This is a genomic window from Sutcliffiella sp. FSL R7-0096 (genome assembly GCF_038595065.1).
In the GTDB taxonomy this organism is placed as follows: Bacteria; Bacillota; Bacilli; order Bacillales; family Bacillaceae_I; genus Sutcliffiella_A.
On sequence record NZ_CP152003.1, the window covers coordinates 4844756 to 4858399 of the forward strand.

General features: G+C 42.0%; 12 protein-coding genes and 1 pseudogene. All 13 read right to left on the reverse strand.

Annotated elements, in window-relative coordinates; genetic code table 11:
• Nucleotides 1-55: 55 nt before the first annotated feature.
• Nucleotides 56-1564, reverse strand: a complete 1509-nt coding sequence (mqo, locus tag MKY77_RS24695; RefSeq protein ID WP_339149914.1) for a malate dehydrogenase (quinone) — start codon at nucleotides 1562-1564, stop codon at nucleotides 56-58.
• A gap of 640 nt (nucleotides 1565-2204) precedes the next feature.
• Nucleotides 2205-3041, reverse strand: a complete 837-nt coding sequence (locus tag MKY77_RS24700) for a MetQ/NlpA family ABC transporter substrate-binding protein (RefSeq protein WP_339148220.1) — start codon at nucleotides 3039-3041, stop codon at nucleotides 2205-2207.
• Nucleotides 3042-3071: 30 nt separating this feature from the next.
• Nucleotides 3072-3734 carry a methionine ABC transporter permease gene (locus tag MKY77_RS24705; RefSeq protein WP_339149915.1) on the reverse strand — a complete coding sequence of 221 codons (663 nt, stop codon included), beginning with the start codon at nucleotides 3732-3734 and terminating at the stop codon, nucleotides 3072-3074.
• The gene (locus tag MKY77_RS24710) at nucleotides 3727-4476 is read right to left on the reverse strand and encodes an ATP-binding cassette domain-containing protein (RefSeq protein ID WP_339148221.1); all 750 of its coding nucleotides are present in this window, start codon (nucleotides 4474-4476) and stop codon (nucleotides 3727-3729) included. Before MKY77_RS24710 ends, MKY77_RS24705 begins: the two co-directional genes overlap by 8 nt.
• Nucleotides 4477-4957: 481 nt before the next feature.
• Nucleotides 4958-5428, reverse strand: coding sequence for an inner membrane protein YiaA (yiaA, locus tag MKY77_RS24715; RefSeq protein WP_339148222.1), 471 nt, complete (start codon nucleotides 5426-5428; stop codon nucleotides 4958-4960).
• Nucleotides 5429-5631: 203 nt separating this feature from the next.
• Nucleotides 5632-6525, reverse strand: coding sequence for an EamA family transporter (locus MKY77_RS24720; RefSeq protein WP_339148223.1), 894 nt, complete (start codon nucleotides 6523-6525; stop codon nucleotides 5632-5634).
• 82 nt (nucleotides 6526-6607) lie between these two features.
• On the reverse strand, nucleotides 6608-7204 hold the full coding sequence (locus MKY77_RS24725) for an AraC family transcriptional regulator (protein WP_339148224.1): 597 nt from the start codon (nucleotides 7202-7204) through the stop codon (nucleotides 6608-6610).
• 145 nt (nucleotides 7205-7349) lie between these two features.
• Complete coding sequence (locus MKY77_RS24730; protein WP_339148225.1) at nucleotides 7350-7631, reverse strand: DUF1232 domain-containing protein; 282 nt, start codon at nucleotides 7629-7631, stop codon at nucleotides 7350-7352.
• Between the two features lie 246 nt (nucleotides 7632-7877).
• Nucleotides 7878-8462 carry a dihydrofolate reductase family protein gene (locus MKY77_RS24735; protein ID WP_339148226.1) on the reverse strand — a complete coding sequence of 195 codons (585 nt, stop codon included), beginning with the start codon at nucleotides 8460-8462 and terminating at the stop codon, nucleotides 7878-7880.
• 331 nt (nucleotides 8463-8793) lie between these two features.
• Complete coding sequence (locus tag MKY77_RS24740) at nucleotides 8794-9873, reverse strand: Ger(x)C family spore germination protein (RefSeq protein WP_339148227.1); 1080 nt, start codon at nucleotides 9871-9873, stop codon at nucleotides 8794-8796.
• Nucleotides 9870-10961, reverse strand: coding sequence for a GerAB/ArcD/ProY family transporter (locus tag MKY77_RS24745; protein WP_339148228.1), 1092 nt, complete (start codon nucleotides 10959-10961; stop codon nucleotides 9870-9872). The genes MKY77_RS24740 and MKY77_RS24745 overlap by 4 nt, the downstream gene beginning before the upstream one ends.
• Nucleotides 10962-10973: 12 nt before the next feature.
• Entirely contained in the window at nucleotides 10974-12503 is a 1530-nt protein-coding gene (locus MKY77_RS24750; RefSeq protein ID WP_339148229.1) for a spore germination protein, read from the reverse strand.
• A gap of 449 nt (nucleotides 12504-12952) precedes the next feature.
• A pseudogene (locus MKY77_RS24755) lies at nucleotides 12953-13588 on the reverse strand (peptidase M14); the annotation flags it as partial.
• Nucleotides 13589-13644 lie beyond the last annotated feature (56 nt).

Consider the following 13644-nt stretch of genomic DNA (forward strand, 5'->3'; position numbering starts at 1 on the left):
ACAAAAAAACCTTCAATCCAAAGGAGGGTCGAAGGTTTTACCGTTTATTCTAATTTTAATGAAAGGAAAGCTCTTTTTGTTCCTTACTAAGAAAGAGAGTTTCCGCGGTGGAGGCAAAAAGCTCATCAAATAGCGCAGGGTTATCTACTAAAGATACGCCATAGCTAGGAATCATTTCTTGGATTTTCTCTTTCCATTGAAACATCTGCTCTGGGAAGCATTTCTCAAAGACCTCAAGCATGACATGAACAGCAGTAGAAGCCCCCGGAGAAGCGCCAAGCAATGCTGCTATCGAGCCGTCACTGGCGCTGACCACTTCCGTTCCAAATTGAAGAGTCCCTTTGCCGCCAGCTTCTGTATCCTTGATGACTTGAACACGTTGACCCGCCACGACAATCTCCCAATCTTCGCTTTTAGCGTTAGGGATAAACTCGCGCAGCTCATCAATGCGCTTTTCATTGGATAACAACACCTGTTGAATCAAATATTTTGTCAGGGCCATTTCCTTGAATCCTGCAGATAACATCGTCATGACATTATACGGCTTCACGGATCCGATTAAATCCAGATTGGATCCTGTTTTCAAAAACTTTGGTGAGAAGCCTGCAAATGGGCCGAACAGCAGACTCTTCTTGTTGTTGATATACCTTGTATCAAGATGCGGTACAGACATCGGAGGCGCACCAACCTTTGCCTTTCCGTATACTTTCGCATGATGCTTCTCGATGACCTCAGGATTGTTGCATACGAGGAAGAGGCCACTTACCGGGAAACCGCCAATATTCTTCGATTCCGGGATACCGGTCTTTTGCAATAGAGGCAGGCTTCCGCCACCCCCGCCGATAAAGACGAACTTGGCATAATGAGATTCGACTTTTCCGGATTTGATATCACGGATCTTCAATTCCCAAGAGCCGTCCTTGGCACGCTTAAGGTCCTCCACACTATGCTCATAATGGACTTCCACATTGCTTTTCTCTAATTGGTCAAACAACATGCGGGTCAACGCACCGAAATTCACATCTGTACCAGAGTCAATTTTCGTTGCCGCAATCGGCTCCGTCGAGGTGCGCCCCTCCATCATAAGAGGCATCCATTCCTTCAGTTTTGCCGGATCCTCGGAATATTCCATGCCTTTGAACAGCGGATTCCTTGACAGCGCTTCCATCCGTTTTTTCAAAAACGTGACATTTTCTGTCCCTTCCACAAAACTGATATGTGGAATCGGCATGATAAAGTCCTGCGGATTGCTAATCAGGTTGCGTTTTACTAGATAGGACCAGTACTGTCTGGAAAGTTGGAACTGTTCGTTGACTTTGACCGCCTTGCTGATATCAATGGAGCCGTCCGCTTTCACGGATGTATAGTTAAGTTCGCATAGTGCAGCATGTCCCGTACCCGCATTATTCCATTCATTCGAGCTCTCTTCCCCAGCGCTTGCCAGCTTCTCGAATACTTTAATCTCCCAATCTGGCGCTACTTCTTTTAATAACGATCCAAGCGTCGCACTCATGACCCCGGCACCAATTAAGATAACGTCTGTTTTTTTCTGCATGTTGCTCATCATTACACATCCCCTAAGTTTATAAAAAAGCTCTTTTCTCGAAGATTGTTGCTATTCACTGGTAAAAAGTCGGCAATTGGACTTTTCTCTGCTTACATACCTAGAAATCACAAGGAGCAGTATGCTTCGTATAACAAAGAAAAGAGCACGTCAGCAAGTCATATAACGGCTATATTGAGTATACGAAACAGCAACAAAATTCACGAAAACAGCCTATAATAAAGAGCAGGCATACTTGCTAGAAAATAACCTTAAGCAAGACACCACCTATAAACACACTTGTCCATCTTAATTTCTATCATATCATATTCTACTAAAATATTTCATAAGAGTATCATTCTATTTATCTGACTATTATAAACTATTTTGAGCACTTAAAAAAGTGTGAAGTCTTTCCATGGAGCGGGTGGCCCGATAAATAAGCCAAGAGAAATTTGGAGCGAGTTCGCCTAAAAACCATTCGGGCGATTATTAATATATACGGGCGTTTCTCGAGTGCAATCGGGCGATAATATGATTTTACGAGCGATTTTCACAAGCAATCGGGCGAACGTCAAAATCAGCCTAAGCGAAAGACATAATGTTCATGAAAAAACCCTTCACCTATTCAAATAGGTAAAGGGTCTTGTCAAAAATAATCTTAAAATGCCGGAATCGCCGTTTCGTCATAGTTTTCTTCTAGAAATTCACGTACTTCCTGACTTGTCATGGCTTCAGCCAGCTTCTTGATAGCTTCTGCGTCCTTGTTGTCTTCACGGGCTACAAGTGTGATGGCAAATTCGTTGTCGGTTCCTTCTGTCAGTAGTGCATCACTTTTCGGCGTCAATCCAAGTGGAGCTGCGTAAGCTGGAGTCATGACCACCGCATCTGCGTCATCGTACATTCTAGCAAGCATCAGCAGGTCGACTTCTTCGAATTTATAGTTATTCGGGTTTTCTACGATATCTGCTTGTGTATGGTAAGGTCCTGTTTTTTCTTTTAACGTGATGACATCGTGTTGTGCAAGAAGTGCCAATGAGCGGTCGATATTGGAAACGTCATTTGCAATGGCAACGACAGCGCCTTCTGGCAGTTCTTCCATATCGTTGTAGTCTTTCGCATATACGCCATAGTTCGCATAATAGATTGGTGTGATCCCAACCAACTCTGCGTCGTTGTTACGGTTGAATTCCTCCATGTAAGGAACGTGCTGGAAGAAGTTTGCGTCCACTTCACCATTTGCAAGGGCGCTGTTTGGCTGGACATTATCGCCTAATACAACCACTTCTAAATCAATGCCTTCCTCTGCAAGCTTTGGTTTCACAAGCTCCAAAATTTCTGTCATTGGCGGAATAAGGGAAGCCACTTTTAGCGTTGCTTGTTCTTTTTCTTGATTCTGGCCAGCATCCCCAGCCTCTCCTTCATTTCCTTGATTATTTTGCGCGCAGCCAGCTAGCATTACGATAGCTAACGTCATTAAAAATATTAATTTTTTCATTAAGAATATCCTCCTGTTGCACATTCATGCTTATCTTTTATCAATCATTCTTGATACAGTCATGCCTGTAAATTGTATCAGTTGTACCAGTATGACCATAATGATGATCATATACATCATCAATTCGGTTTCAAATCGTTGATAGCCGTAACGGATGGCGAAATCCCCGATTCCACCGCCGCCTACCACGCCCATGATGGTAGAGTAGGAAATAAAGCTGATGATCGAGGTGGTCAATCCAAGGACAAGGCCGGACCTGGCTTCCACGTAAAGGAATTTAAAGACCACTTCCCTTACTGAAGCACCCATCGAGACAGCTGCCTCCAACACCCCTTTAGGCACATCCAATAAGGACTGCTCGACAAGGCGGGAATAGTGCGCGATGGCAATGATCGCAAGCGGCACGGTCGCTGCTGCCGTTCCGATAGCTGTCCCGATAATCCAGCGGGTAAATGGAATCAAAAATACGACCAATAGCAAAAACGGGAAGGAGCGGATGATGTTCACCAATAGATTCAACGTGGAGAAGGTAAGCTGATTGGCTAGCAAATTCCCTTTTCTGCATAGGAAAAGAAGTGTCCCTACCGGAAGCCCCACCAAAATCGCAGCGAGAATGGACATGCCGACCATGATGAAGGTTTCTCCTATGGACCGCCAGATTTCCGCTTCATACTGAAGTAAGATTTCAGGCATCATCTGTGTCAGCCCCCTTCACCAGCTGGTCGACAAAGTATTGTGGATTGCTGTCTATCTGTTTGACACCCTGCGGTTTTGTTCGCACCGTCTCATATACTTCCCCGTTTGCCATGACCGTCACGTTATGGCAGATACTTTTGATGACTTCCATTTCATGACTGACCACGACCACTGTGACACCAAGGCTTTTGTTGACATTTTCCAAAACACGTAGGACTTCAGCAGTTGTGTTTGGATCAAGCGAAGAGGTGGGTTCATCGCACAATAGCACTTCGGGATTATTCGCCAAAGCCCTTGCAATGGCCACACGTTGCTTTTGCCCTCCGCTCAACTGTGCAGGGTATTTCTCCACAAAACCTTCCATCCCTACAAATTGAAGGCATTCCATTACTCGTTGACGACGTTTTTTCCACGGAAAGCCTGACAATTGAAGGGATACGGCAACATTTTCGTAAACCGTTTTATTTGCCACCAAATTAAAATGCTGAAAAATCATCCCGATGGACTTTCGAGCCTCGCGGAGTTTGTTGCCCCGCAACTTTGTGAGATCCTGACCGTTCACTTCCACCTGTCCGGCGTCCGGGACTTCCAACAGGTTGATCAGTCGCAGCAAGGTTGATTTACCGGCACCACTGGCTCCAATAATCCCATGGATTTCCCCTTTATCTATTTTCAAAGAAACAGCTTTTACGGCTTGAAAACCTTCGAATTCTTTACTGACATGATGTAATGTAATCATAAAAAAACCCCTTCCCATTACATTGAAAGGTGTGTAATCACAACGTTCCTAATTATAGCGTAAGATAGCAAGGCTTGTCACTTTGGCATACGCTATGAGTTAACTTCACTACTGAGTTGGGCACCGGGTTTTGCTTTTGGCAGGCGGGGTGCTAATAAGTTCCATGAAGACCTCTCCCATCCTTTTCCTGCGTCACTGAGGTCCTCATAACCCCCATGAAGACCTCTCCCACTCCATTTCTTGCGTCACCGAGGTCCTCATAACCCCCATGAAGACCTCTCCCACTCCATTTCCTGCGTCACCGAGGTCCTCATAACCCTCATGAAGACCTCTCCCACCTCCATCTCCTCGTCACCGAGGTCCTCATAACCTCCATGAAGACCTCTCCCACTCCATTCCCTCGGCACCGAGGTCTTCATATCCAAGAAAAAAGCGGTACTGACAGGCTTTGATAAATCAGCCGACAGTACCGCCCTCCCTATTAATCTCGTTCTCTGGCATTTTGCGTATCTCGAATATTTTTCTGGATCGTGATTGCCGCAAATAAGCTTAGCACAAATGACATGCCGTAGAATCCTTTTTCACTTAAAATGATACTGCCCGCATTGTACAGCCCGATCGCCATCAAGGAAATGGCGACAATGACCGCAAACCAACTGAGTCCGTAGTAGATACCGGAAACAGGGATATCCTCTTCCTTATCTCTTACTGCTTTTTGGAGGGATACAGCTGCGTACAGGCCGAATACCAATACAGCAAAATAATAGCCCTTCTCATTCAGTTCCATCGCGGCATTGAACAGTCCGATGAGATAAGCTGAAACCCCTACCACAAGAGCAGCCCAGCTTGCACCTTTAAACGCAGCAGTCGGCTCGCCTTCTTTTCTTTCCACTTTGATCTTCGGTTTATTTTCATCCCTTTTCAATAAAGGATTTTCATTCATTTCAGCCATTATCTCTCCCCCTTTGTTCATATGTATATGGTTATTATAGCAATTTTTTACAAGTAATGGCCTGATGTTAAAAACTATTTTTGTTTTAGCCAACCTCTGCCCAGACAATTCTGTTCCTTCCGCCGTTTTTGGCGTTGTATAGCAGTTTATCCCACAAAATCAAATATTTTCCTTCCGTTGAAGGAAAGGGTCCCTCCACCCATCTAGCCTTTAAAGGATAAACGGGCAGAATTCCCTGTCCCCTTGGCTCCAACAACCAATAACCCGATTCCAAGCATTAAAAGGACCATACCAATCCAAGAGGTTGAATTCAATTGTTCTCCTAACAGAAACACCCCAAATAAAGCTGCCGTTAACGGCTCTGCCAGTGCAAGGGTTACCGCGGTGGATGAGGAAACATAGGTAAGCCCCTTCCCAAAAAGAAAATACGCCACCCCTGTCGTCATGATTCCAAGGTAAAGAATGATGCTCCAACCTCTTACCTCCACCATCCAAGACATATCAAAGATAAATAAGAATGGCGCTAAGAAAACGGCACTAAGCGTAAACACAACCGCAACAACCGAGAGGGATGGATATTTCCCTACCAGATCCCGGCTGACAATCGCATAAACAGCAAACGATAGTCCTGCACCCAAGGCCATCAACACCCCAACTGGATCCACGATGACAGACTCCTTATTTAAAAAGAGCATAAGACAGCCCGTAATGGACAAAAAAGTCGAGCCCCACCAAACTTTAGTCGGACGCCTTTTTAGGAAAACCCATTCCAGGAAGCCAGATAATATCGGCGCACTCCCTATCGCAACCACTGTCCCAATGGCCACCCCTGTGACCGTCACGGCAGTAAAAAACAATGGTTGAAACAGCGCCATGCTTAAAGCGGCTAAAATTGTTGATTTAAGCGGCCAATTTTTCAAGCTCAACCCGCCGCTCATAAAAACAAGGGACAATAACAATAGACCTCCAACTGCCAATCGGGCCGCCCCAATGGCAACCGGATGTGCCGCTTCAGGTGCAAATGTCTGTGCCGTACCGGTGGTTCCCCACAGTACCGCAGCTATTATAATAAAAAAAGGAGCTGTTTTTCCGTTCAAAATCCTCACCTCTTAAAAAAGAATACTAAACTTATCTTAGAAAATTCATCAAAAAATTTCTTTACCAAGTTTAATATCCTTTTTAGCCATTATGAATATGTCTGTATTTTTGAGGGGGCAATCCTTCCATGCGGACAAACCACCTTGTAAAAGAGGAAGAATTCTCAAAGCCTATTTCCTCCCCAATCCTCGACATCGTCCACCCTGTAGAAAGCAACAGGTTTTTAGCCTCCTTCAAACGAAGCTCAGACACATAGACCTGCAGACTTTTCCCTGTTTGTTTTTTAAACCATGAAGAATAGTAGACCGGGTGATAATGTTCCATTTCTGCTAGCGCTTCCAGCATGATGGCCTCCTTATAATGACGATGAACATACGCGATGGAAGGTGGTTTCGAAGTTTGAAGCTTGCTAGCCACGTACCTTGTCAAATCTGTTAACGAAGACCTCTCCTCCTGAGTTCTTGCCTCCTGCAAAAGCAAGTAGCGAATGGACGACCACTGCTCATCCAAGTGGATATACATACTGCTCGTACCCTCCTGCAAATAACGCATCGGAATATCCAATATTAAAAACTCGTTCCGATCCTTGGAACTAAAATGGTGGTCAAATGTTGGTGGGAGATAAAAACAGTAGGTCGGATCAAGATTTATCTCCTGCCACTCCGTCTTAATATCCAAGGAACCCTCCAAGGGGAACAAAAATTGCCCAAACGAGTGCTGGTGAGAGGTCAACTCTCTCGTATAAGATCTTTTTTCACAGGTTGGCTGGATTAGCGGTTCCATGGGACAGACTCCCCCTTCCTCACAATTCTAATCTGTCTATTCATTTATCCGAAAGCTTGTATTTCTCCTTTAACGAAGCAGGTGCCATCTTCACCATCCGCTCCAAAACAAACGTTACAACCATAATGTCATCCAAGACACCAACAAACAAAAGATAATCAGGAATAAGGTCAAAAGGGAAAATCAGATAACCTATTATGAGCAGCACTCCAGTTATTTTTTTCGTCCCGGACACTTCACCTGACTTAAAAAAATCTAGAAGAAAAGGCGTGAACCTCCAGAATGTAATTATAAATTTCAAACGCCTAAACACCCTCCACATGCTTCTCCCGCCTTTCCATTGTTAACCTTTATTATAGCTTTATCTACTCAACTTCTCATCTGCATAGATTAATTAAGTATTATGCACCGTTCAGTCTAGTAAAATATTATTAATGTAAAATGAAATCATTCTTTATTGAGATAAGGTACAGGCAGAGACTTCTCGTGGGGCTGATAAATTAGATTTAGGGTTAATTGGTTGGATCATTGCATCAAAAACAGCGGGAAATTTACATTCGCCGCTGTCTTAGTCATTAATGACTTTGCCAATCCTATTGTGGTAAGTTAATTGTACGACGCCAGAGGAAAACGTTCTTGTATGAACCAATTTTAAATTTAATCTTTTTCTGATATCTACAAACAAAGGTTTTCCTACTCCTAGAACAACGGGGTGGATGGATAATCTGAATTCATCAACGAGTCCTAAATTTATGAAAGTCGTAATCAGGCTTGCTCCGCCATAGAGCCAAATGTCTTTACCAGGCTTGTCCTTCAACTTCATCATCTCTCCATGAATATTTTCATTAATGAATATCGTTTTATCATCTGTTCCTTTTTGTGTTTTGGAAAAGACAACTTTCTCTTTACCATGAACCAAATTCCACATTACTTTGTCCATTTCGGAAACCTCGTCTTTAGGTGTATATTGGCCCCATAAATCGTAACTTTTTCTACCGTAAAGAATCGTATCTATTTCATTCAAGAATGTAGTGAACTCCATATCAGGATCCATAATGCACCAATCCACTTCGCCATTTTGCCCTTCAATAAAACCATCTAAAGTAACGGCTAAATCTAAAATAATTCTTCTTGGTCTTATGGTGTCAGACATGTTTTCACCTCCCCATCTAAGCTACTATTTCATCCCTATTATTTTATGATACTTTTGCTAGCGTGAAAAAGAATATAAAAATTAGCTTTTATATAATATAGCGCACGGTGGTGATTACATATGAAAAACAGCATTGGCAAACCTACCAAAGCTGTTTTTAAATAATTCATCAGCCTCACCGGATGAGCCTGGTAATGCCATAAAATCATTGAAAGAACTTTATATGATGCGGTTACTTCAAGGTTTCCCTGCTTTGAATGGATGGAGATTTTTTAAAAATAAGGCTCTGTTAAACCGCGCAACTGAGTAAACTTTTACGCCCGAGCATCCTTTATTCAATTATACCCGCTTGAATTACATGGACTTCCGTTTGAATATCTACCTTTAGATCCGGATAATGCTCCTTCCAAGTATTTTCATCAAAGATACCTTTCTGCCTGGCTTTCTCCCCCAGACCTAAAGGGTCCACATTAAGTTCTTTAAATTGCTCCATTAAGCTATAAGCTTTTTGGGTAATTTCTTCCGATGCTTTTTTCTCCACCTTCTTAATATTTTTCTCCTTTGATAAGTCCAACCCGCCACTTTCAGCGATTCGCCCTTTTATTTTGATTCTAAAATTCACTTCATACCCCTCATTTGATTTTCGGACTTCATAGTCTGTATGTGTATATAAGTTCTGCATGCTTATGTAGCCATCTTCCTCCTCCCCTTCCATTTCGAAATGGCCTTTTTGTGTATCTTCATAGAGGAGTTTAAAGATATAGCTTTTTTCCAATGGCACCATCCCTACATACTTATCATCTTCAAAAAGGGCGATCCCTAATACCTCTAATTTATTTTCCTTTTTTGTAACTAACGGCATGAACGGATCGAAGCCAGGTGTGTAATATTGAAAAAGGAAATGGTGGAAATTCATATCAGGAATGGTTCGTTCCATATTTTGATCTACGACATCGATAATATATTGTGACACCGTATCACTTTCTATATAATTAGTTTTTAGAATATCCGCTGCACTTCCTACAGAAACTGCCAAAAGAATATTTCTGCCAATACTAGAGTCCCGTTGAAAATTATCAATTAAGGGGAAAATCCCTTTAGATGCCACTTCCTCATTAAAAATTACCACTCCTACCCTTCCAATCTCAATAGGCTTCGCCGATAACGCTTGGATTTGTTGCCTTATTTGCTTTCCTGTTTTCCCAACCGTTGTAAAGACAAGATTCCTGGGTTGTGCATCCTCACCAGGTGGAATATAAGCGGCTCCAGCGGAACCTATAATTTCCTTCTCACTCTTATAGTCATAGCCCACAGATTGAATCAATTGGATATCCTCGAGTATTTTTGGAGAAGGAGTACATCCAAAAAGAATTAGAAATAGGGTAAAGCTTACCTTCCGATATTTTTTCATTTCTTTTTCCTCACTTTAAAACTTATATACTGAATGATGAACAATAATGGGATATAAATATAAATGGTATAGAACCCCACTTGAGATACAAATTTATTAAGGAAATCGATTTCCTTCCTGTCATTAATTAAAATAGCCAGCAATAGCAGAATAAAACACATGGCTCTTAGAGAAGTCCGTTGGCTGACTGGAAACAATCGGTGTGCCGCACGGCTTGCACACCAAAGGCCAATGCAAATATTGGGCAATACTATAAAGAACCAAATGCAAATACCTACATATTCAAAACGTTCAATAACGGCAAGGTCTACAATTTTCCATAATGTCAGTGTCGCCCAGGTAGTAGTCTCTAATTGTTCCAAACTAAAGTAGGCAAAAGAAACCAAGGCTATGACTAAATAAATGATTATCGTAAAAACAGTACCAAAGTGCGCCCATTTCTCTGATTTTGGGCCACTTCTGATAAAAGGATAGAAAAGAAATAGTACCTCAAAACCTAGATAATTCAATGTCATCGTTTTGGTTGATTGAAATAGCTCAGTTAATGTCAGTTCAAAGATTGGTAGTAGATTACCGAAATTGCTATCTTTTAATGGAAAATAAAGCGTTAATAACAAGGGGAGTCCATATATCACTCCAAGAAAGCTGATTCCTGTTACGACCCGAAAGCCCCCGATGACATAATAGTAGGCAATGAAAAGAATAAGGATTAAAAATATCCATGGAAATACATCGGGAAATACCCATACCTGAATGACTTCAACGTACGTTCTTACCAATACCAAAACAAACATGACATAATACACGATGAAGTAAAAGCTGATTACGCCACCAAGCCATTTCCCGAAAACATCATGATGGATGGCTATGACGTCATTATTTCCTCTATTTAGTATCCTGTACGAAATCCATATAAGCATGAGGATGGTGATACCAGAGAGAATTACGGAGATCCAAGCACTATGCCCTGCGTCTTTCGCTATTTGTCTTTGGAAACCTAATACCCCCACCCCTATCTGCATAGTATGAACTAAATAAAAGACAAAATAGGGAGAGACCTGCTTATCTAATTTCGGTAACGGATACATGAAAAATCTCCTTTAATCTTCTATGTCTCTTTTTTCTTTTTTATGTGGTCCATCCTGAAAACGTTGTTTAATTTTCGATCTCGTTTGAGTAGGCCTCTGCTTCTGAAGATACATCGGTAATCGGAAAAGGGAGTCTTTAAGATCCACCATTCGCAATGGATAGACTGGTGCTAAGTAAGGTCTTCCAAGAGATGTCAACTTCAGGAGATGACCAAGAAACAAAGCAAAAGTAAAGGTGACACCAAGCATTCCCCAAAGCTGAGCAGAAAGGAGGAATGGAAAGCGAATTAAACGGATGACATTACCCATCTGATAAACAGGAGTCGTAAAGGATGCCAAGGCTGCAAGTGCCACAATGATTAGTAGAACGTTACTTGTTAGACCCGCTTGCACGGCGGCAGTCCCAATAACGATACCACCAACGATACCAATTGTTTGTCCAATTTTAGTTGGAAGTCGTGCCCCAGCCTCTCTCAAAAGTTCAATGGTCAACTCCAATATGATCGCTTCTAAAATCGGCGGAAATGGAATCCCACTTCTTGAAGCAATCAATGGGTTTATCAGATTTTGAGGAATCATTTCATAATGATAGGTCATAATCGCCACATAGAGCGGTGTGGAAACCACAGAAAAAAAAACAGCCATCAGACGTATGAGCCGAAAAGCAGAAGCAAGATGCCAGGAAAGAAAATAATCCTCAAAAGCTGAAAAAAACTCCACTAATGGTGTTGGTCCTGTCAATGCATGAGGAGACCCATCCACTAATATGGTTATCTTCCCTTCCCCCAGCACCCCTATCACCCGATCGGGACGTTCCGTATCGATCATCTGTGGAAAGGGGGAGCTGCTATTATCCGAAATAATCTGGGCAATGAAAGAGCTATCAATAATACTATCAAAATCAATTGCTTTAATTCGTTGCCGTACCGTATTGATATTTTCTTCATTTGCAATGTTCCTTACATAGATGATTGCCACTCTTGTCTTCGTTAACCTTCCGACCTTAAGCTCCTCCACCACCAATTCTGGAATTGGCATGCGTTTTCGGATAAGGTTTAAATTGGCATCAATGGATTCAACAAATGCTTCCTTTGGGCCAACCACGCTATATTCCACTTCAGGTAAACTAACAGATCTTTTTTCAATGGAAACAGCAGGAATCATCAGTACCTCTTCTAGGTTTCCTTTCAATTGAAGCATGATATTACCCGTCAGCAGCAAATCCTGCACCGAATCTAAATCCTTAACAATCTGGGTATTATCTATAGAAAGCATGCTTCGTACCTCGTGAAGTGTTATTCGGGTACCACTCTCACGAACAATAGGCAAGACAATATCCTGAAGAATGTCTGGACTTATGATGCTCTTAAAATAATGAATATAGACATCGCTATTATCTGAGTATCGAAAGGAGACAAAATCGCTGGACTGCTTACAGGAATGCAGCAGTTCATCAATTTTTATATCATTGGATACAGTAGATTCCTTTGGAACATTCTGTTTATCATCATTTTTTAATTTCCTATTTCTCTTTTTAAGCAAGTGCTTCTCCTCCGGTACGTGATTGAATACCCTTAAGTTTGAAACTGTTGACAAACTTTAGATTCGCTGCAATCAACGGGGAAACTATTCCACAAAATTATTTTGTCTACACCTAATATTTTCCTTCGTTTTTAATAAAATATTCGTTTTAATTATCTTTTGGCATCTTTTATTGGAAAGACCAACATGAAAGGATAGGAGAAAAAATGGAAGATCAATGGGTTCTGGCGTTGGATAGGAAAAGGAAGGAGTGCGATGGAAAGTCTACCTTGCTATCACGGAAGGTTCGAGTTGCAACGGAAAAATTGAAACTCCTCTTTGTAAGTCGAAGATACCGGTTCTTCCCTCTTAATCCCAAATTTCTTTACCTTGGAAAAAGGATCTAAAAAGAACCATAAAAAAGCCACCAACTGTTATTGGTGGCCAATTAAATGAAATATTAAAGTTTATTAAAACCCAGGAGTACGCGAGCTTAAAGGAATATCCTCATATCTTTCAGGATCTAATTCGTTCACAGATCCATCGGCTACGCCGTTAATGATTCCCATCAAACCTGTTTCAACTGTTTTTACCAGCTGACCTTTTTTCTTTTGGCCGAAATTCTGGGTTTGCCCGCTTACTTCGAAGAGTACGGTTCCGCTTCCGTTCAATGCAAAGGAACCAAGGGCCGTTCCAGGCAGGTCAATATTTTGATCATACAGGGAAATATTAGTGAAGACCGAATTCCCTTTTGCCTGCAGAGCATCATAAAGTGCCAAGTTTAATTGGCGGGAGAAATCATAGTCATAATTATCCGCATAAGCATCATATTTTTCGCCGCCAGGACTGTTTGGATCAGTGACAAACTTTCCTGAAATGGACATGGTCACCCTGTCATCTGTCCCCTCGATATATGGGAATCCTTGATGATGGAGATCAACGAATACATCCACATTTCCAAACTCCGCCTTTAAATCCTTGTACACATCTCTTACGGTTTGCGCTTCAGGTGTGATATACCATCCATAGGCATTGGACGCTCCAGGGAAATCTTCCGCCTGTGGAACATAGTCCAGGTCGGGGTTGAAGTCACGGTTCACGTCAAAGCTGTAAACGCTAGAATAAAGTTGACACTTTTTGCTTGATAGGATTTTACACTTTT